General features: G+C 66.0%; 19 protein-coding genes and 1 pseudogene. 15 read left to right on the top strand and 5 right to left on the bottom strand.

Translation table 11 applies throughout. From position 1 onward, the window contains the following. Positions 1-279 precede the first annotated feature (279 nt). Positions 280-1,344 (top strand): annotated as a pseudogene (locus tag G6N67_RS01330) (IS110 family RNA-guided transposase). Positions 1,345-1,430: 86 nt separating this feature from the next. Next, on the top strand, positions 1,431-1,922 hold the full coding sequence (locus G6N67_RS01325; protein WP_036437408.1) for a beta-class carbonic anhydrase: 492 nt from the start codon (positions 1,431-1,433) through the stop codon (positions 1,920-1,922). Positions 1,923-1,926: 4 nt separating this feature from the next. Here G6N67_RS01325 and G6N67_RS01320 read toward each other — a convergent pair whose 3' ends face one another. Further along, on the bottom strand, positions 1,927-2,340 hold the full coding sequence (locus tag G6N67_RS01320; protein WP_036437405.1) for a PaaI family thioesterase: 414 nt from the start codon (positions 2,338-2,340) through the stop codon (positions 1,927-1,929). A gap of 147 nt (positions 2,341-2,487) precedes the next feature. After that, positions 2,488-3,042, bottom strand: coding sequence for a TetR/AcrR family transcriptional regulator (locus G6N67_RS01315; RefSeq protein WP_036437403.1), 555 nt, complete (start codon positions 3,040-3,042; stop codon positions 2,488-2,490). 74 nt (positions 3,043-3,116) lie between these two features. Here G6N67_RS01315 and G6N67_RS01310 point away from each other — a divergent pair, with 74 nt between their 5' ends. The 9 genes from G6N67_RS01310 (at position 3,117) to G6N67_RS01270 (ending at position 12,136) form a co-directional block, all read left to right on the top strand. After that, positions 3,117-4,232 carry an Rv3169 family protein gene (locus G6N67_RS01310; protein WP_036438500.1) on the top strand — a complete coding sequence of 372 codons (1,116 nt, stop codon included), beginning with the start codon at positions 3,117-3,119 and terminating at the stop codon, positions 4,230-4,232. Continuing rightward, entirely contained in the window at positions 4,226-5,242 is a 1,017-nt protein-coding gene (locus G6N67_RS01305; RefSeq protein WP_036437401.1) for a phosphotransferase family protein, read from the top strand. The genes G6N67_RS01310 and G6N67_RS01305 overlap by 7 nt, the downstream gene beginning before the upstream one ends. A gap of 62 nt (positions 5,243-5,304) precedes the next feature. After that, entirely contained in the window at positions 5,305-6,636 is a 1,332-nt protein-coding gene (locus G6N67_RS01300; protein WP_036437400.1) for an MFS transporter, read from the top strand. A gap of 117 nt (positions 6,637-6,753) precedes the next feature. Continuing rightward, entirely contained in the window at positions 6,754-7,683 is a 930-nt protein-coding gene (gene cysD, locus G6N67_RS01295) for a sulfate adenylyltransferase subunit CysD (RefSeq protein ID WP_036437396.1), read from the top strand. Then, a complete protein-coding gene (gene cysN / locus G6N67_RS01290; protein ID WP_036437394.1) occupies positions 7,683-9,527 on the top strand; it encodes a sulfate adenylyltransferase subunit CysN in 1,845 nt (614 codons plus the stop codon). Before cysD ends, cysN begins: the two co-directional genes overlap by 1 nt. Beyond that, a complete protein-coding gene (locus G6N67_RS01285) occupies positions 9,524-10,261 on the top strand; it encodes a 3'(2'),5'-bisphosphate nucleotidase CysQ (protein ID WP_036437392.1) in 738 nt (245 codons plus the stop codon). The genes cysN and G6N67_RS01285 overlap by 4 nt, the downstream gene beginning before the upstream one ends. 88 nt (positions 10,262-10,349) lie before the next feature. Next, entirely contained in the window at positions 10,350-10,946 is a 597-nt protein-coding gene (locus tag G6N67_RS01280; RefSeq protein ID WP_036437390.1) for a cysteine hydrolase family protein, read from the top strand. A gap of 2 nt (positions 10,947-10,948) precedes the next feature. Next, a complete protein-coding gene (locus tag G6N67_RS01275) occupies positions 10,949-11,614 on the top strand; it encodes a pyridoxamine 5'-phosphate oxidase family protein (RefSeq protein ID WP_036437388.1) in 666 nt (221 codons plus the stop codon). Positions 11,615-11,653: 39 nt separating this feature from the next. Further along, a complete protein-coding gene (locus G6N67_RS01270) occupies positions 11,654-12,136 on the top strand; it encodes an Rrf2 family transcriptional regulator (RefSeq protein WP_036437385.1) in 483 nt (160 codons plus the stop codon). Positions 12,137-12,143: 7 nt separating this feature from the next. Here G6N67_RS01270 and G6N67_RS01265 read toward each other — a convergent pair whose 3' ends face one another. Beyond that, the gene (locus G6N67_RS01265; RefSeq protein ID WP_036437382.1) at positions 12,144-12,527 is read right to left on the bottom strand and encodes a VOC family protein; all 384 of its coding nucleotides are present in this window, start codon (positions 12,525-12,527) and stop codon (positions 12,144-12,146) included. A gap of 54 nt (positions 12,528-12,581) precedes the next feature. Here G6N67_RS01265 and G6N67_RS01260 point away from each other — a divergent pair, with 54 nt between their 5' ends. After that, positions 12,582-13,106: a GNAT family N-acetyltransferase gene (locus tag G6N67_RS01260; RefSeq protein ID WP_036437379.1), complete on the top strand. Its 525-nt coding sequence runs from the start codon at positions 12,582-12,584 to the stop codon at positions 13,104-13,106. Here the strand turns inward: G6N67_RS01260 and G6N67_RS01255 are convergent. Beyond that, positions 13,103-13,849: an HAD family hydrolase gene (locus tag G6N67_RS01255; RefSeq protein WP_036437376.1), complete on the bottom strand. Its 747-nt coding sequence runs from the start codon at positions 13,847-13,849 to the stop codon at positions 13,103-13,105. The two genes, G6N67_RS01260 and G6N67_RS01255, sit on opposite strands and share 4 nt — an antisense overlap. A 124-nt stretch (positions 13,850-13,973) precedes the next feature. Next, positions 13,974-15,155 (bottom strand): ROK family transcriptional regulator, encoded by a 1,182-nt coding sequence (locus tag G6N67_RS01250; protein ID WP_036437373.1) that lies wholly within the window; start codon positions 15,153-15,155, stop codon positions 13,974-13,976. Positions 15,156-15,536: 381 nt separating this feature from the next. Here G6N67_RS01250 and G6N67_RS01245 point away from each other — a divergent pair, with 381 nt between their 5' ends. The 3 genes from G6N67_RS01245 to G6N67_RS01235 are packed head-to-tail and all read left to right on the top strand — an operon-like array spanning position 15,537 to position 20,405. Continuing rightward, positions 15,537-16,982: a sugar porter family MFS transporter gene (locus G6N67_RS01245; RefSeq protein ID WP_051579118.1), complete on the top strand. Its 1,446-nt coding sequence runs from the start codon at positions 15,537-15,539 to the stop codon at positions 16,980-16,982. Positions 16,983-16,994: 12 nt separating this feature from the next. Further along, positions 16,995-18,005, top strand: coding sequence for a carbohydrate kinase family protein (locus G6N67_RS01240; protein ID WP_036437370.1), 1,011 nt, complete (start codon positions 16,995-16,997; stop codon positions 18,003-18,005). 9 nt (positions 18,006-18,014) lie between these two features. Continuing rightward, positions 18,015-20,405 carry a glycoside hydrolase family 65 protein gene (locus G6N67_RS01235; RefSeq protein WP_036437368.1) on the top strand — a complete coding sequence of 797 codons (2,391 nt, stop codon included), beginning with the start codon at positions 18,015-18,017 and terminating at the stop codon, positions 20,403-20,405. The last annotated feature ends 21 nt before the right edge of the window (positions 20,406-20,426 follow it).

Genomic DNA, 20,426 nt, shown 5'->3' with positions numbered 1-20,426 from the left:
CCACAAATCGCCGTTATCGGGTACGTACGCGTCTCAGTGTCATGGTGAGTGTGCCGGGTTTACGGCGTGTCTGCGTGACAGGCGTTGTAGCGCGGTGGTTGGTTGCGTTTCACCTGGTGTCTGGCTCGGTACGCGTCTGCCGCCCTGTGGAGTTGGCGTTGAGCAGTAGTGCCGGCACCAGGTGAGACGGACCGGCCGACCTGACTTGATAGGAGCGTGGCATCGCCCCGACTGAGATGTGTCGGCCGACCGGTCCAACCTCAACAACCTCTCCCACGCGTGAAGGAGGCATTCACCATGATTGTTGTTGGCGCCGATGTACACAAGCGCTCCCACACCTTTGTCGCCGTTGATCAGGTAGGCCGGCGCCTCGGCGAGAAGACCGTCAAGGCCACCACCGAGGGCCACCACGCGGCCCTGATGGGCGCGTGACCAGTTCGGCACCGAACTGGTGTGGGTATCGAAGACTGCCGCAACATGTCCGCGCGGCTGGAACGCGACCTGCTCGGTGCCGGGCAGAAAGTGGTGCGGGTACCCACCAAACTGTCGGCCCAGACGCGCAAGTCCGCCCGCACCCGCGGCAAGTCCGACCCGATCGATGCCGAGTCGGTCGCACGGGCGGTGCTGCGCGAACCCGACCTGCCCATCGCTTCCCACGATGAGCAATCCCGGAGCTCAAACTGCTCACCGACCGTCGCGATGTCCTTGTCCGGCAACGCACTCAGACGATCAACCAACTGCTGTGGCGTGCATGAACTCGACCCCGACCAGGCCCCGCCACCTCGCGCGTTGAAAACCCGCACCCATCAGCAGGCGTTGCAGACATGGCTGAACATCCAGCCGGGTCTGGTGGCTGAACTGGCCCGCGATGAGCTGGCCGACATCATCCGACTCACCGGCGAGATCGACAAGCTCGAGCAGCGTCTGGCCGCTCGGGCCCGCGAAGTGGCGCCCAGCCTGCTGGCCATCGACGGGTGCGCGGAGCTGACCGCGGCCAAGATTGTCGGCGAGGCCGCCGGCATCGACCGGTTCACCAGCGAGGCCGCCTTCGCCTGCCATTGCGGGGTCGCACCCATCCCGGCATGGTCGGGCGCCAACGCCGGCCAGATGCGGTTAAGCCGCTCAGGCAACCGCCAACTCAACGCCGCCATCCACCGCATCGCCGTCACCCAAGCCCGAATGAAAGGCAGCGACGGCCACGCCTACTACCACCGGCTCATCACCGCCGGGAAAACCAAAGCCAAAGCCCGCCGCTGCCTCAAACGCCGCATCTCCCGCCGCATTTACCAGGCCCTCCACCACGACAACCACACCCACAATCAACACCTAACCGCCGCGGCTTGACATAGGAGCTATTGGTCGGCACGGCTCATTTGCTCACGGTGATCTGGCCGCTGGTGGCCACCGCGCCCCATTGTTAGCGTCAGCGCATGTCTGTCACCGACGAATACCTGGCCAACAACGAGGTCTACGCGCAGACCTTCACCGGTCCGCTGCCGCTGCCACCGAGCAAACACGTCGCGGTGGTGGCCTGCATGGATGCCCGGCTCGACGTGTACCGCATCCTCGGCCTGGCCGACGGCGAAGCACATGTCATCCGCAACGCCGGCGGCGTGATCACCGACGACGAAATCCGGTCCCTGGCTATCAGCCAGCGGCTGCTGGGCACCAGGGAGATCATCCTCATCCATCACACCGACTGCGGCATGCTGACTTTCACCGACGATGAGTTCAAGAAGGCGATCCAGGACGAGACCGGCATCAAACCCGAGTGGGCCGCGGAGGCATTCGACGACATCGCCGAGGACGTCCGGCAGTCTTTGCGCCGCATCGAGGCCAGCCCGTTCGTCACCAAACATGAATCGTTGCGCGGCTTCATCTTCGACGTCGCGACAGGCAGGCTCGACGAGGTCACGCTCTAGCCTCTCACCCCACCTTGTAGGTCGCGATGGCCTTCGCGACAGCATCGCCGTCCGGGGTGACGACGTCGACATCGACGTTCACCAGGGACTTCCCGCGGTGCAGCACGCGCCCGACGCCGATCAGGTCGGTGGAGCGGGCCGGTGCCAGGTACTGCACCGACATCGACACCGTGACTCCACGCAGCGAATCGGGTACCGGCGCCTCGGCCCACGCCGCGGCCATCACCGTGACATCGGCCAGCGCGGCGATCGCGCCGCCGTGCACCATGTCGGCGAGCGTGGTGTTTTCCGGATCCCACGGCAGCCGCACCCGGACCTCTGGGCCGTCGAGGTGCTCGGGCACGATGCCGAGGCGCGCGACGAACGGTGACTGCGGGATGAACTGCGCCATGACGTCGGCGCCCGTCTGAGTCGTCATGACCCGCAGTCTTGTTGCCCGCGCGGCGTGACTCAATTACCTGTGGGGTAGTCACCTTCTCCCGCCGAGCAGACGCGTGGGTACCCGGAACGCCGCCGTACCGGGTACCGGCGTGTCTGCTCGCGCGGGGAAACTCGCGCGGGGAAATCAGGCGTCGCGGGCCAGGAGGGTCAGGGCATCGGCGGTGCGGTCGCAGAACGCATCGCGGTCGATGAGGCCCCGCGTCATCGCCCGAACCACGGTCGTGGCCACCAGGAAATCGAATACGGTGTCGGCGCGCTCCGGGTCGCCGATCAGTTCGACCATCAACGCGCGCACATCGGACTCGGACCGCAGCACGAGCCGCTCATAAATGGTCTCGTCGCGGTGATAGGCGGTGAGCAGGCCCGGCAGCGCGGCGCGCGTCACCGGGTTGGCGAGCCAGTCCAGGAACACCGCGACCCACCCGCGCAGGTCGGCGCGCAGATCTCCGGTCGGCGCGGGCAGCGGCACCGGGCCGGCGTGGCCGAATGCCGCGTCCTCGACGAGGGCTTCCTTGGTGGCCCAGCGCCGGTAGATGGTCGGTGCCCCCACGCCCGCGCGGCGGGCGATCGCCACCACGGTGGTCCCCTGGTACCCCTCTTCGACCAGGAGATCGCGGGCCGCGGCCAGCACGGCGGCGTCCTTGGCAGGGTCGCGGGGGCGTCCCACGGCGTTCGTCACGGCAAAAACCTATCCCGATCGGCGCGCGGCTGTTACGTTATGAGTCATAACGTAATTATTCCGGAAGGATGCTGATGCTCACCCCGCACGACGAATTGCTCTGTCATCAGTTGCCCACGACGTTCGACCATGTCGCGCAGTCCGACCTGCGCTGGACCGAACGCATCGTGATGTACGGCTTCGACCGGTCCGGCGATGTCAACGTGATGACGGGGCTGGCGCGCTATCCCAACCGCAACGTCACCGACGCCTACGCGATGATCACCAAGCGCAGCGGCGAGACCCGGGTGGTGCGGATGTCGACCGAGCTGAATCCCGAATCCGGGCCGCTCGGAACGTATTCCGTCGGCCCGTTCTCGTATCGGATAGAGGAGCCGCTGCGCACCGTGCGTGCCGTGCTCGAGCCCAACGAGCAGGGCGTGAGTCTCGACCTCCGGTTGCGCGGGCGGTTCCCGACCTACGAGCAGACCCCGGCATTCCACCGCAGCCGCGGCCGGGTCAGTGAGGATGCCCGGCGGTTCTACCAGAACGGCGACCTCGAGGGCTGGATCGAGATCGACGGTGAGCGGATCGAGATCGACAGCAGCCGTTGGTGGTTCGGCCGCGACCACTCGTGGGGCATCCGTAACGGACCGGGCGGCGGCAGCCTGCCCGAGGGCGCGAACCTGCAACCGCAGGAGATCCCGGACGGCACGCTGTATTACATGGGCATTTTCGAATTCGACGACGAACTCGTGCATTTCGCCCAACGTGAGACCAGCACGGGGGAGCGGTGGCAGTTCGAAGGCGAGATCCTCTATCCGCTGGCCGGCGGCCGCCCCGCGGGCACCATCATCGACGTCGAACACGATCTGAAGTTCCGCGATGAACTGCGCGTCATCAGCGGCGGCACCTTCACGGTGCACCGCGGCGACCGCACCACGAGCACCGTGGAGGTCACCCCCATCACCGATTTCTGGCCCGGCCTGGCCGGCTACATGGAGGTCAACGGATATGCGTCGGGGCATTGGCGCGGAAAAGAATTCATCGACGGGTTCACGGTCGACGGCACGGATCTGAACGTCATCAAACCGGTCAGCTTCCTGTCCGAGACGCTGTGCGAGGTGCGGATGGACGGCAAGACCGGTCATGGCCTCGTGGAGATGGTGTTCGTCGGGGCGTATCCGCGCTACGGATACACCGGATGGTGAGGCTGCCGGCCGACGAGCTGCCCGGTGCGCTGGAAGGCATCGTCGGAAAGCATATTCCGGGAGCGGAGCACGCCCGCATCGTCAACTGGCGCCCCAGCCCCGGCGGGTACTCCACCGAGACCTTCCTGTTCGACCTCGAGGATCTCGACGACGGGTCGACTGCAGGCCTGGTGTTCCGCAGGCCGCCGGAGTTTCAGATCCTGCCCGACTATGACCTGCGCAGGCAGTATCTGGTGATGAAACGGCTTGCAGTATCACAGGTTCCGGTACCGGCGGTCCGTTGGATCGACACGACCGACGACGCCCTGGGCACGCCCTATCTGGTGATGGACCGCATCGACGGCGTGATCGGGGTCAGCGACGTGCCGCCGTATCACGAGGCGGGCATCTTCGCCGAGACCGACGACGCGGGCCGGGCCAGGCTGTGGAACGGCTGCGTCGACATGATCGCCAAGGTCCACGGCATCGACCCGCGGGCGTATCGGCTGGGTTTCCTCGGCGACCCGTCGCCGGGTGCGCTGGTGGCCTTCCTGCGATACGCGATCGGGTGGGCGTACGCCGACAAGCCGATTCACCCGACCTTCACGCGCGCGCTCGACTGGCTCGACGCGCACCCCTACACCCCGCAACACGTCGGCCTGTGCTGGGGCGACGCCCGCATGTCCAACGTTCTCTACATGCCGGACCTGCGGCCGCGAGCAGCGCTGGACTGGGAGATCGCTTATCTCGGGGATCCTGCAGCCGACATCAGCTGGCTGCTGATGACCGACTGGGTCAGCAGCCCACTGCCGGGCAACGCACCGGCACCGGGCACGCCCAGCCGCGAGGAGACCATCGACCGCTACGAGCGTGCGGTGGGACACCCGATCGGCAACGTCGAGTTCGGTGACATCACCGCGCCCCTGCTGCTCGCGGTCGCACTGGTCCGGCTCAACCACCGATTCGATCTGCCGGGCATCGATCTGGCCGATGTCTGCGCGCGGCGCATCGATTTCGTGCTCGGTAGCTGAGACCCGTCTCGGTTAAGGTGCCTCGGGTGTCCTCACCCGAGACGTCACCGTTCCCCAGAGGAATGGCGTTGTTGGTGGCCGGCGCGTTCTTCATGGAGATCCTCGACGCGACCATCATCACCCCGGCGATACCGCTGATCGCGTCGTCGCTGAACGTCGAGGCCGTCGATGTCAACGTCGCGATCTCGGCCTATCTGGTCACCGTCGCGGTGCTGATTCCCGCGAGCGGCTGGATGGCCGACCGGTTCGGGATCCGGCGGGTTTTCATCGCCGCCATCGCGGTGTTCACGCTGGCCTCGGTCGGCTGCGCGCTGAGCACATCGCTGCCGATGCTGGTCGGCATGCGCGTGCTGCAGGGTGTCGGCGGCGCCATGATGGTGCCCGTCGGGCGGCTCGCGGTGTTGCGGTACAGCGCGAAATCGGACCTGGTGCGGGCCATTGCGCTGCTGACGTGGCCTGCGCTCGCGGCACCCGTGGTCGCGCCGGTTCTCGGCGGTGCGATCGCGACGCTCGGCAGCTGGCGGTGGATCTTCGCGGTGAACATTCCGATCGGCGTGATCGGATTCGTGCTCGCACTCAAGCTGATTCGCGGTGAGCCGCAGCCCGCGCCGCGGTCGCTCGACTGGCCCGGCCTGCTCGCGTTGGGTTCGGGGATCGCGGTCGCGCTCATCGCGCTGGAGAACGTCAGGGTCTCGGGTACCGACTGGGTGCTGGTCGGCGGATGCGCCGCGGCCGCGGTGATCCTGCTGGCGGCCGCGGTCTGGCGGTTGTCGAGCGCGCGCGCACCCCTGGTGGCACTACGCGTACTGCGCGTACGCACCCTGCGCATCACGGTGTCGGCCGGGTCGCTGTACCGCATGGTGATCACCGCGGTGCCGTTCCTGCTCCCGTTGCAGTTCCAGCTCGAGTTCGGTTGGACACCGTTCGCCGCGGGTTTGATGGTGGCCGCGCTGTTCGCGGGCAATCTGACGATCAAACCGGTCACGACGCCGCTCATGCGGCGGTTCGGCATCCGCACCGTGCTGTTGGTCAACGGTGTCGTATCGGTCGGATGCTTCGGGCTGCTCGCGCTGCTGCGCCCGGGCCTGCCCGTCGTGGCGATCGCCGCGATCCTCTATGTCAGCGGTGCGCTGCGGTCCATCGGCTTCACGGCCTACAACAGCCTGGCATTCTCCGACGTCGACGGTGACGACCTGACCCACGCCAACACGCTCAACGCGTCGGTGCAGGAACTGGCCGCAGGCCTCGGCATCGCCGTCGCGGCCCTGCTGCTGAGCCAGCTGACGTCATATCCCGCGACGTTCCTGGTGCTCGGTGCGTTTCTTGCGCTGACCCTGATCGAGAGCCTGCGGTTGCCGCGGACCGCCGGCGCACACGTCAGCGGACACGGCTGACGTGACGAAGCACGCAATATTGCGCTGATTCTGAACGTTGACAGGCCATGGCACGGCCGATACATTCCAGGTCATGCTTGCAATTCTGGTCAATTCTACCAACTTTACGAGGTAACGGTGACGACCACTGAGAAGCCCGACACGAGGTCGGGGCACTACGAGCTGAGCCACCTGCGTTCGCTGGAGGCCGAGGCCATCCACATCATCCGCGAGGTGGCCGCCGAGTTCGAGCGGCCCGTGCTGCTGTTTTCCGGCGGCAAGGACTCGATCGTGATGCTGCACCTGGCGCTCAAGGCCTTCAAACCGGGGCGGTTGCCGTTCCCGGTCATGCACGTCGACACCGGACACAACTTCGACGAGGTTCTCGAGACCCGCGACGAGCTGGTGGCCGAGCACGGTGTGCGGCTGGTCGTGGCCAAGGTGCAGGACGACATCGACGCGGGCCGCGTGGTGGAAACCATCCCGTCGCGCAATCCGCTGCAGACCGTGACGCTGCTGCGCGCCATCCGTGAGAACAAGTTCGACGCGGCGTTCGGCGGGGCCCGCCGCGACGAGGAGAAGGCCCGTGCCAAGGAGCGCGTGTTCTCCTTCCGTGACGAGTTCGGCCAGTGGGATCCGAAGGCGCAGCGCCCCGAGCTGTGGAACCTCTACAACGGGCGGCACCACAAGGGCGAGCACATCCGGGTGTTCCCGCTGTCCAACTGGACCGAGTTCGACATCTGGTCCTACATCGGCGCCGAGAAGATCAAGCTCCCCAGCATCTACTACGCGCACCAACGCAAGGTTTTCGAGCGCGACGGCATGCTGCTGGCCGTGCACCGCCACCTGCAGCCGCGCAAGGACGAGCCGATCATCGAGAAGTCGGTGCGGTTCCGGACCGTCGGCGACGTCACGTGCACGGGCTGCGTCGAGTCAACCGCCGCAACGGTTTCCGAGGTGATCGCGGAAACCGCGGTGTCTCGGTTGACCGAGCGCGGCGCCACGCGCGCCGACGACCGCATTTCGGAGGCCGGAATGGAAGACCGCAAGCGAGAGGGCTACTTCTGATGTCGACGCTGCTGCGCATCGCCACCGCCGGGTCCGTCGACGACGGAAAGTCCACACTGATCGGCCGGCTGCTGTTCGACTCCAAGGCCGTCATGGAGGACCAGCTCGCGGCCGTCGAGCGCACCTCGAAGGAACGCGGCAACGACTACACGGATCTGGCTCTGGTCACCGACGGCCTGCGCGCCGAGCGCGAGCAGGGCATCACCATCGACGTCGCATACCGCTATTTCGCCACGGCCAAGCGCAAATTCATCATCGCCGACACTCCGGGGCACATCCAGTACACGCGCAACATGGTGACCGGAACGTCCACCGCGCAGCTGGCCATCGTGCTGGTCGACGCGCGCCACGGCCTGCTCGAGCAGTCGCGTCGGCATGCCTTCCTCGCGTCGCTGCTGGGGATCCAGCACATCGTGCTCGCGGTCAACAAGATGGACCTGATCGACTGGGACCAGGCCCGTTTCGAGGCGATCCGCGACGAGTTCCATGCGTTCGCCGCCCGGTTGGACGTGCACGACGTCACCACGATCCCGCTGTCGGCGCTCAACGGCGACAACGTCGTCACCAAATCGGATGTCACGCCGTGGTACGACGGCCCGGCGCTGCTGAGCCACCTGGAAGACGTCTACATCGCGGGTGACCGCAACCTGGTCGACGTGCGGTTCCCGGTGCAGTACGTGATCCGGCCGCAGACCCACGACCACCACGATCACCGCAGCTATGCGGGCACCGTGGCCAGTGGCGTGATGCGGGTCGGTGACGACGTCGTGGTGCTGCCCGCAGGCAAGTCCTCTCGCATCACCGAGATCGCAGGCCCCAGTGGCCCGGTCGACGAGGCGTTCCCGCCCATGGCGGTGGCGCTGAGCCTGTCCGACGACATCGACATCTCGCGGGGCGACATGATCGCGCGGCCCAACAATCAACCGCGCGTGGTGCAGGACTTCGACGCCACGGTGTGTTGGATGGCCGACGACTCCTCGCTGGAGCCCGGCCGCGAGTACGTCATCAAGCACACCACCCGCACCACCCGCGTCAAGGTCGCCGGTCTCGACTATCGCCTCGACGTCAACACCCTGCACCGCGACAAGTCCGCCACCGCGCTCAAACTCAATGAGCTGGGCCGCATTTCGCTGCGCACGCAGGCTCCGCTGCTGCTCGACGAGTACAGCCGCAACGCCGCCACCGGGTCGTTCATCCTGATCGACCCCAACACCAACGGCACCGTGGCCGCAGGCATGGTGCTGCGCGATGCCCGCAACGAGTCGTCGAGCCCGAACACCGTGCGGCACGCGTCGCTGGTCACCCCGGGCGACCGGCTCACCCGCGGCCGCACCGTGTGGTTCACCGGGCTGTCCGGTTCGGGCAAGTCCTCGGTGGCCGTGCTGGTCGAACAGAAGCTGCTCGAAAGAGGCGTGCCTGCTTACGTTCTCGACGGAGACAACCTGAGGCACGGGCTCAACGCCGACCTCGGATTCTCGATGGCCGACCGGGCCGAGAACCTGCGCAGGCTCGCCCACGTCGCGACGCTGCTGGCCGATTCCGGTCAGGTGGTGCTGGTGCCCGCCATCAGCCCGCTGGCCGAACATCGCGAGCTCGCGCGCAAGGTGCACACCGACGCGGGGTGCGATTTCTACGAGGTGTTCTGCGACACACCGCTGGAGGATTGCGAACGCCGCGATCCCAAGGGCCTTTACGCTAAGGCGCGTGCGGGTGAGATCACGCATTTCACCGGCATCGACAGCCCGTACCAGCGGCCGAAGAACCCGGACCTGCGGCTCACGCCCGACCGCAGCCCGGACGAACTGGCCGAGCTGGTGATCGACCTGATGGAGATTCCACGGTGAACGACGACGAATTGGCGGCCCGGCTGGCCACCAGGGCGGGCGATCTGCTGCTCGACGTGCGTGCCGACTTCGCCGACGCCACGGTCGAGGAGCGGAAAGCCGCGGGCGACAAGCAGTCTCACGACTTCTTGATGGCCGAGCTCGCGGCGCAGCGTCCGGGCGATGCCGTGCTGTCCGAGGAAGGTGTGGACGATCCGGTGCGCCTGACCGCCGAGCGGGTGTGGATCGTCGACCCGCTCGACGGCACCCGGGAGTTCTCCGAACTGGGCCGGGACGACTGGGCCGTACACGTCGCGCTGTGGCAGTCGGGTGAACTGGTGGCCGGTGCGGTCGCGCTGCCCGCGCAGAACACCACACTGTCCACCCCCGAAGTTGCCGCGCCACGCGCATTCGACGGTCCGCCCCGGATCGTGGTGTCGCGGACCCGCCCGCCTGCCATCGCGCTCGCGGTGCGCGACGCGCTGGACGGAACGTTGGTCGAAATGGGTTCGGCCGGAGCCAAAGTCGCTGCCGTGATCCGCGGCGTCGCCGACGTGTATGTGCACGCCGGTGGTCAGTACGAATGGGACTCGGCGGCACCCGTAGCGGTGGCCCGGGCGGCCGGCCTGCACACGTCGCGCATCGACGGCTCCCCGCTGGTCTACAACTCGGCCGACCCGAAGCTGCCCGACCTCGTGGTGTGCCGGCCCGAGCTCGCCGAGCGGGTGCTGGCGGTCACCGCGGGCGCGGCCTAGTACGGCGCGCCGGAATCGACGCACCGGTCCTCGACCACAGCGTTGATTCCGGCGTGTGCTGTCACCCCCGGCCACTACGCTCAGCACCATGACCCGTCCTACGTTGCGTGAGCTGGCCAGTCTGCCCGCCGAGCCCGTCCGTCTCGCCGACTCCGCGTTGGTGCTCATCGACTGCCAGAACACGTACACGCAGGGGACGATGGAACTCGAAGGCGTGCAGGCCGCCCTGCTGGAGACGGCCCAGCTGCTCGACCGGGCTCGCAGCGCGGGCATCCCGATCATCCACATCCAGCACTCCGACGGACCCGGCTCGCTCTACGACATCGAGGGCCAGAGCGGTGCGATCGTCGACTCGGTGGCACCCCGCGGTGACGAACCGGTGGTGGTCAAGCAGTACCCCAACTCGTTCGTGCAGACCGACCTCGATGAGCGGCTCAAGGCCGTGCGGGCGTCCAACCTGGTGCTGGCCGGCTTCATGACGCACATGTGCGTCAACTCGACCGCTCGTGGCGCGTTCAACCTGGGCTACGCGCCGACCGTGGTGGCGGCCGCGACGGCCACGCGACCCCTGGCCGGGCCCGACGGGCAGGCGGTTTCCGCTTCCGCGTTGCAGGCCGCCAGCCTGGCGGCATTGGCCGATCTGTTCGCGATCGTCGTGCCGGACAGCGCCGGCATACCCGACTGACCGTGACTCGGCCTTCTACACAGGTCACCCGGCTCAGCGACCTGCAGGACACGTCCCGAGCGCGCCTCGACGAATTGCTCGACAGCACACCGCTGGCCACCATCGCCCTGGTCCGCGACGGGCATCCGGTGATCTTTCCCATCGGGTTCGCCCGGCTCGGAGATGAACTCGTCATCCACGGGTCCACCGGATCACCGTGGCTGCGGGCGCTCGGTGACGGTGCGCCGGCCGCGGTCTCGGTGACGGCGCTCGACGGGGTGGCCGTTGCGCGCAGCAGCTTCGAGTCGTCGTTCCACTACCGCAGCGCGGTGCTGTTCGGGTCGTTCGAGAAGATCGACGACGACGCCAAGCCCGGATACCTGGAACGGCTCACCGACACGTTCGTGCCCGGCCGGGTCGCCGAACTCCGGGCCAGCACGCGTAAGGAACTGGCGGCGACGGTGGCGATGCGGCTGGCCATCGGCACCGACAATTGGTCGTTGAAGCTCAGCGACGGGTGGCCCGAGGATCCACCGGAGGACATCGCGAGCGGTGTGTGGGCCGGCGTGGTGCCGTTGACCGTGACTTACGGAGAGGCCAAGACAGCACCTGACGTCGCGCCGGACACGCCGGTGCCGGCCTCGGTGCGCGCCATGACCGGCGTGCTGCGCAACCAAGCGCCGCGATAGCCCGGCGAACGCGATAACCCCGCCTGGCACAATCGCCCTATGCGGATGTCGGCGAAGGCGGAGTATGCCGTCCGCGCCATGGTCCAGCTGGCTGCGGTCGAGGAGGGTGTGCTCGCCAAGACCGACGACCTGGCCAAGGCCCAGGGCATACCGGCGCAGTTCCTCGTCGACATCCTGTCCGACCTGCGCACCGACCGGCTGGTGCGCAGTCACCGCGGGCGCGACGGCGGTTACGAACTGGCCCGCCCCGCGGCGGACATCAGCATCGCCGACGTGCTGCGTTGCATCGACGGCCCGCTGGCCAGTGTGCGCGACATCGGTCTGGGCGACCTGCCGTACTCGGGCCCGACGTCGGCGTTGACCGACGTGTGGCGCGCCCTGCGGGCCAGCATGCGCTCGGTGCTCGAGGAAACCAGCCTGGCCGACGTGGCCTGCGGTGCGCTGCCCGAGCATGTCGGCAGGCTCGCGGATGCGTACCGCAGCCAGGAAGCCCAGCGCGGGCACCGAAACTCAAGCCGCTGAACGGCTTTCAGCCGCCGTACGGTTTGGTGATGATCTCCAGATAGTGCCCGGACGGATCCTGGAAGTACACGCCGCGTCCGCCGTCGTTGTGGTTGATCTCGCCGGGACGCGTGCCGCGCGGGTCGGCCCAGTGCTGCAGGCCCCATTCGCGGATCCGGCCGTAGATGGCGTCGAATTCGTCCTCGGACACCAGGAATGCGTAGTGCTGCGGACGGATGTCCTCATCGGGGCCCGCCTGGGCGTAATCGAGGCTGACCCCGTGGTTGAGTGTCACGGCGAGAAACGGGCCGAATTCCTGTGGGCTGGGCAATCCGAACAGTTCGGTGAAGAAGACCGCGGATTCCCGTCGGTCTTTCGACGCGACGATCGTGTGGTTGAAAGTGATGGCCATTTCGTCCAGTAAACCTGTTGGCAACCGCGGTCGGCAACGGTGCAGGATGGGGGGATGCCAGCTGGCGAGATCCTGGCCGGTCCGCGGGTGCGGCTGCGGCCGCCCGTCGTCGACGATGCCGAAGCACTGTTCACACGCATCGCCTCCGATCCCGAGGTGACGCGCTATCTGGCGTGGCGCCCGCACCCCGACGTCGCCGAGACCCGGCGGGTGATCACGACGTTGTTCAACACCGGCGGTGAAGAGACCTGGCTCATCGAGGTGGCCGGCGAGGCTGTCGGCTTGTGCGGGCGGCGCCGCCCACAGCCGCATGTCGTGGACGTGGGCTACTGCCTGGCCCGCGACTGGTGGCGCAAAGGGTTGATGTCAGAGGCACTTTCGGTGCTCCTCGACGATGCCCGCCAGGACCGCGCGGTGTACCGGGCCTCGGCGTACTGCCACGTCGACAACGCCGGATCGGCAGGCGTGCTGCGCCGGTGCGGCTTGACGCTGGAGGGCCGGCTCGCGCGCTACGGCATGTTCCCCAACATCAGTGCCGAACCACAGGACGCCCTGCTGTTCGGGATGGCCTTGCGCTAGAGCGGCTTTGAAGGGGTTTCAAGCCCGAACATCTCGGCAAGGTCAGCGATGACCGTGTCGGCGCCGTTCTCGAACAAATTGTTGCCACCCGCGCCGCGGTCGATGCCGACGACCCAGAATCCACCCGCACGTCCTGCCGCGACCCCGGAAACCGCGTCCTCGACCACGATCGTTCGCTCCGGTACCGCGCACAGTACTTCGGCTGCTCGCAGGTAAGTATCCGGTGCCGGCTTGCCCGGCAGTCCGAGGACGCTTGCCTCGTTCCCGTCGATCACCACGTCGATCAGGTCGCGTAATCCTGCCGCGCCGAGCACGGCTTCGGCATTGCGCGAGCTCGATACGACTGCCCGCGGGATACTTTGGGCAGCAAGCCATTCGAGCACATCGCTGGAGCCGGGATAGGGTCGCACCCCATCGGCGTCGATGGCCGCCAGAAATGCTCCGTTCTTCCGGTTGCCGAGGCCGTTCACGGTCAGCCGGCTCGGCTCGTCCGCGAGCCCACCGAGTGGCAGCTCGATGCCGCGGGAAGCCAGAACTGCCAGAACCCCCTGGTTGCGTGGCTTGCCGTCGATGTACTTGAAATAGTCCGCGGTCGAGTAGGGCGTGGGCTCGCCGATGCAGATCTCGGGATTCGCGAACAGTTCGGTGAACAATGCGGCCCAAGCCTTTTCATGGACAGCTGCGGTGTCGGTCAGAACGCCGTCGAGGTCGAAAAGGACAGCATCGCAGTCGGACAACTTCATTGCGTGGATCCAGGTTCGAGCGCCGAGCCCATGTGGTGTTCCTCCCGTTCAGGTGTAAGGAACCCACACTTTATACAACTAATAGCGATACTTGAGCTGATTCTTGGATCTGATGTTCAACCTATCAACTGTTGAGCTTGCTGACGCGTTGCGAAGAATTTTGCAGGGCCAGCGCCACCGCCCCGAGCACGGGCGCCCGTGCGCCGAGTTCGGCAAGGCCGATGTACACGTCCTGCGTTGAGCTGGGTATTCCGCACCTCCGAACGGACTCCCGCATGGGGGCCAACATCATCTCTTCCGCCTGCGCGAGCTCGCCGCCGATCAGAATTCGCTCAGGATTGAACAAGTTGCACAGGTTGGCGACTGCCACCCCGGCCTGGCGGCCCGTGTCCGCGAGCACGCGGGTGCACGCCGCGTCGCCATCGGCTGCCATTCGGACGATGTCGGCAATCGTCAAATTTGCTCCGTACCGCGGCTCCAGCAGGTCGATGACCGATCTGGCGGCGACGATGGTCTCCAGGCACCCACGGTTGCCGCACCGGCATACCCGGCCGAATTCGTCGAACGTCGTGTGGCCGATCTCGCCTGCGGTTCCGTTGCGGCCCCGGAACAGTCGGCCGTCGACGAACAAGCCCGCACCGACCCCGTCCGCCAGCTTCAGAAACGCCAGGTTGTCGCATCCCTGGCCGGCGCCCCACATGTGTTCGGCCAACGCTCCGAGATTCGCATCGTTGTCGACTTCGACGCGGCGTCCGAAATGCTCCGACGCGATCTGTGCGGCGGGCACCCCGACCCAGCCCGGCAGGATCGAAACCGCCCCTACCTCACCGGTCTTGCTGTCGATCGGTGCAGGCAAGCCCAATCCGATGCCCACGACGTCGGACATGGCACCTTCGATGCCTGCCATCGCTTCGTTGAGCAGAGCGCTTGCCCGACTGAGATTCTCCGATGCCGAGCCCACGGGGCCCAGCGGCATGCGGCGCTCGGCGAGGATGGTGTGACCGAGGTCGGCGATCGCGACGGTGACATGACGGTGACCGAAGTCGATGCCTACTGCCAGGCCTGCCGCGCGGGCCAGCCGCACCATCCTGCGCCGCTTGCCGTCGCCGGAATCGTCGATCACACCTCCGGCGGTCAACTCGCGGACGATGTTGGACACGGTCGCGGGCGCCAGACCCGTATGGCGCGCGATCTCGGCCTGGCTCAACTCCCCGGAGATCTTCAACAGTTCGAGAATGCGGGCTTGGTTGGCGTTGCGGAGCGCGGCCTGAGATCCGGGTCCGGATCGTGCGTCGGCCGTGCTCATTCTCGTAGCTCCTCTGAACGCATGCTGTCACGCCGCTGGTGACGCCAACCGGTTCCAGCCTAGCGGCGCGGAGGCCGCCTGCTGAAGCATGACGCGAGCTACGCGGCAGCCCCGAGCCCTACCCGCTACGTGCACTGTATGTAGTCCCATCTCTGCAATGCGTCGTTTTTTGTTCATGTCTTGTAAATTCTGCAGCGATGCGCTTTGATGTGAAGGCGCTCACATCCGTATCGATATGTGCGACATCTCACATAGAAGCAGGCTGACGCCGGGATTCGCGCGTGCCATGGCCGGTCAGCGTCTGCGCCATGCCCTCGGGCCCACAGTCCAAAGGAGAGGTGTTCAATGAGTGAACATGCGTCGTTCAACGACGTCCCATCCATGTACGAAGATGACGACACGGCGAGCGGTCGCAGTGTGGTCCGGATCGCCTCGGTCGCGGCGCTCGGCGGTCTGCTGTTCGGCTACGACAGCGCCGTGATCAACGGCGCTGTATCGGCGATCGAGGACGAGTTCTCCGTCGGCGGCGCGACCCTCGGATTCGCGGTCGCGGCGGCACTGCTCGGTGCGGCCGCGGGCGCGATGTCGGCAGGCCGGTTTGCCGACCGGTTCGGACGCTTGTTCGTGATGAAGGTCGCCGCAGTGCTGTTCTTCGTCAGCGCGATTGCCACGGGTCTGGCACCGAATCTGGGCGTGCTCATCGTGTTCCGAGTCGTCGGCGGGATCGGTGTCGGGGTAGCATCGGTCATCGCGCCGGCCTATATCGCCGAGGTGTCGCCGCCGCGTATCCGGGGCAGGTTGGGTTCGTTGCAGCAGCTCGCGATCGTCTTCGGCATCTTTCTGTCCCTGCTGGTCGATTTCGCGCTCGCTGCATTGGCCGGCGGCTCCAAGGAGACCTTGTGGCTGGGACTGGAAGCATGGCGGTGGATGTTCATCGCGATGGCGGTGCCCGCCATCCTGTATGGGGTCCTGGCACTCACAATTCCGGAGTCCCCGCGCTACCTCATTGCGCGCCATCGTGTTCCGGAGGCCCGCAAGATCCTGACCGCGCTACTGGGGGAGAAGAACCTCGAGATCACCATCACCCGGATCCAACGCACACTGGCCGACGAGAAACCGCCGTCATGGCGTGACATCCGCGGCGCGCGTGGCGGGCTACTGCCGATCGTGTGGGTGGGCTTGGCGCTGTCGGTGTTCCAGCAGGCAGTGGGCATCAATGTGATCTTCTACTACTCGAACATCCTCTGGGAGGCTGTGGGATTCGACGAGAGCAATGCGTTCCTCATCACCGTGATCACGTCGGTCGTGAACATTGCGACCACCCTCATCGCGATCGGGTTGGTCGACAAGATCGGGCGGAAGCCGTTGCTGCTCATCGGTTCCACCGGAATGGCCGCATCGCTGGGCGCGATGGCCGTCATCTTCGGAACCGCGACGATCGGGGCGGACGGTGTACCTCACCTCAGCGGCATCGCCGGACCGATCGCGCTGATCGCCGCGAACGTGTTCGTGATTGCCTTCGGCATGTCGTGGGGCCCTGTGGTCTGGGTGTTGCTCGGCGAGATGTTCCCGAACCGTATTCGGGCAGCGGCCCTTTCGTTGGCCGCAGCAGGCCAGTGGGTGGCGAACTGGGTGATCACCGTGACATTCCCAGCTCTCAAGGATCTGTCCCTCGGGATGGCGTACGGCATCTACGCCACCGCGGCGGTGTTGTCATTCGTCTTCGTCTTCAAGTGGGTCCGGGAAACCAAGGGCCGCACGTTGGAAGACATGGATGCCGGCGTGAAGCCGCCCGCCGGCGTCGGCCAGCCTCAGGACATGGCGTAGGGAGAAGCGAACATGGCACACAGTCGGACCGTCGCGGTGCTGGGCCCGATCCCGCGCGACCACATCGTCACTCACAACGGTGAGACCTTCGACAAGTACGGATGCGTGCTGTACACCGTGGCAGCGCTGTCGTCGCTCATGAAGCCCGACGATCGGATATGCCCGGTCGTGCACGTGCGGCGCCAGGACGAGGATGCGATCAAGGCGCAACTGTCGGCGTTCCCGAACGTCGACGTGACCGGCATCCGCTCCGACAACGACCGCGGGGATGTGGTGGAACTGAACTACGTCGCCCACAACTCGCGGGTCGAACGACAGTCCGGATTCATGAGTCCGATCCTTCCGCAAGACATCGAGTTCGTACTCGACGCAGACGCATTCGTGTGCGTGCCCATCACCGACTACGAAGTCGGGCAGTCCACACTCGCATACATCAAGGAGCACAGCTCGGCGAAGGTGCTACTCGATGCCCATGGCCCCACCAACACCCTCACCCGAGGCGGCGAGCGCTTCCTGCGGCTCTGGGTCGAACGTGATGCGTGGCTGCCGTACGTCGACATTCTCAAGATGAATCTCGAAGAAGCAGGATGCAGTTGGTTCCCGTATCGGGAGGACGTCGACGGTTCGGGCGGCAAGCCGATGACGGCTCAAGAAATGCCCAACTTCGCCGAGCATTGTCTGCGGCACGGCGTGCGCGCCGTGTGTATCACCCTCGATGAACAAGGCTGCGTCGTCTATCACCTGGACGAGGCAGGTGACATGCGGCAGGATTTCGTGCCGCGCATTCATGTGGAGAACGTCGTCGACACCACGGGCTGCGGCGATTCCTTCGCGGCAGGCATGGCTTTCGGATATCTGGAACACGATGATTTCGTGATGGCCGCCCGCTACGGCAATGCCATGGGCGCCCAGCGCTGCGCGGGTTCGGCGCTCGATGTCTACCGCACTCTGGCCGAGACGCAGCGGCAGATCGAGCAGGCCTACGGGCCGGCCGTGGGCGCGATCACCACCCAACTTGCCTAGGGAGCCCCGATGCTGAACAACATGCTCGCAGACGAAGCCTGGCTGATCCGCGAGTCCGGCCACGAGCCGGCCCGGGCCAACTACTTCGAGACGGTCTTCACCGTCGGCAACGGTCGGCTCGGTACCAGGGGCAGCTTGGAGGAGGGACACCGCGGCGAATGGTCCGGCACGTACCTCGGCGGTGTCTACGATGCCTGGGACTGCCCCGACATCGACCTCGTCAACGTGCCGGACTGGCTGTGGCTGGAAGTCGAAGTCGCCGGGGTGCGCCTCGACGTCCAGTCCAGCCAGGTGCTCCACCACGAGCGCGCGCTCGACATCTCTCACGGATTGCTCTGGCGAAACACACTTTTCGAAGACAGCGCCGGACGCAGAACCCGCGTCGAATCCGTGCGCTTCGCGAGCATGTTCCACCGTTCGCTGTGCGGGATGCGGGTGGAGGTCACGCCGGAAAATCACAGCTCACCGATCGCGGTCGTCAGCGGCATCAACGGCCACCGCCGAAACCTGGAGAGAATGCCTGCCTATCCGCCCGGCACGGTGTTCAGTCCCGAGACTCGATGGGAGAAATGGGCACATACGAAACACCTGTCCGAGGTAGGCAGGAACCACGACGGTGACCGCATCTACTTGGAGATGCGCACGATCGACAGCGACATCACGGTCGGCTGTGCGTCGACGACTTCAGTTGCCACGCCTGCGCGGCGGACCGTGCTCGAGCGCTACGAGCAGATCGCGGAACGCTTCGACGTCGAAGTGGTTGCCGGTGAGCCGATCGTGCTGGACAAACTGGTGAGCTTCGCGACCTCTCGCGACTATCCGGGACCGGCTGCCCATGGTGCTGACGTGCGGAACCGCTGCACCGAGGTACTCGATACGTCCACCGCGGCCGGCCTGGATGCGTGCCTGGCGGCCAGTTGTGCGGTGTGGGATGCCAAGTGGACAAGCTCGGACTGCGTGATCGGAGGCGACGAGTCCGCGGCGAAGGCGGTGCGGTTCAGCATCTATCACCTGCTGATTGCCGCCAACGAGCACGATCCGACAGTGAACATCGGGGCCAAATCGCTCAGCGGTGAGGGATATCGGGGTCATGTGTTCTGGGACACCGAGATCATGATGCTGCCGTTCTTCATCTACACCCAGCCCGATACCGCTCGCGCGTTGCTGAGCTACCGCTACCACACCCTCGACGGTGCGCGGTCGAATGCTCACGAGAGTGGGAACCGGGGAGCGCGGTTCGCGTGGGAGTCCGCCGACACGGGCCGTGAGGTGTGCCCGATCTGGACCGTCGACGGCGTCGACCGCCTGTGGATGCGTGACGAGGAACTACACGTCGGTGCGGACGTCGCCTATGGCGTCATGACCTACGTCGCGGCCACCGGCGATATCGGGTTTCTGGTCGACCACGGCGCCGAGATCCTTTTCGAGACCAGTCGATTCTGGATCGACCGACTGCATTTCGACGCCACCACGGGTCGTTACCACCTCAATACGGTGATGGGGCCGGACGAGTTTCACATCCACGTCGACGACAACGCGTTCACCAATCGTCTCGTGCGCTGGAACCTGGAGCAGGCGGTAGCGACTTACGACATGTTGCGCGACCACCATCGCGATGGGCTGGCGGACCTCGCGGTCCGGATCGGACTCGAAGCCGATGAGGTCGCACAGTGGCGTGAATGCGCCGCGAACATGGCGGATCTCGTCGAATCCGAAACTGGTGTGATCGAACAGTTCCGCGGCTACTTCGACCTTCAGGATGTCCCGGTGACGACGTGGGACGACAACGACATGCCGCAGTACCCCGACGGCTATCACCACTTCAACTGTGAGAATACGACTTTGCTGAAGCAACCCGACGTGGTCATGATGATGTACCTGCTGCCGGATGCGTTCAGCCGCGAGACCAAACGCGTGAACTTCGAGTACTACGAGGCAAGAACCCTACACAAGTCGTCGCTGAGCCCGTCGATCCACGCCATCATGGGCATCGAGGTCGGCGATTTCACCCGGGCCGAACAGTATTTCGCGCGTTCGGCGTTCGTCGATCTGACCGACAACCAGGGCAACACCGCCGAGGGCATGCACATCGCGTCAGCCGGTGGGACGTGGCAGACGGTGGTGTGCGGATTCGGCGGCTTCCGGATCCGCGACGGTGCCATGTCGTTCGATCCATGGCTCCCACCAACCTGGGAGCATTTGGGCTTTCGGCTGCGCTGGCACGGGGGCGTGGTCGCAGTGACCATCACGCACGACGACATCACATTGCAGTTCGACGGTGCCGATACCGACGTCGCGGCGTCGGTTCAGGGACGTGAGGTGATCTTGCACCCAGGAGAACCCGTGAGGGTGCGGCTGCATGCCGAACGGTACGGCAAGGCGCCGATTCCGTCAGTGTGAGGGAAGTCGGCGCATTTGCCG

This window comes from Mycolicibacterium mageritense, from assembly GCF_010727475.1.
In the GTDB taxonomy this organism is placed as follows: Bacteria; Actinomycetota; Actinomycetes; order Mycobacteriales; family Mycobacteriaceae; genus Mycobacterium; species Mycobacterium mageritense.
Note: the sequence above shows the minus strand (reverse complement) of the source record. Positions and strands in the feature narration are given on the sequence as shown.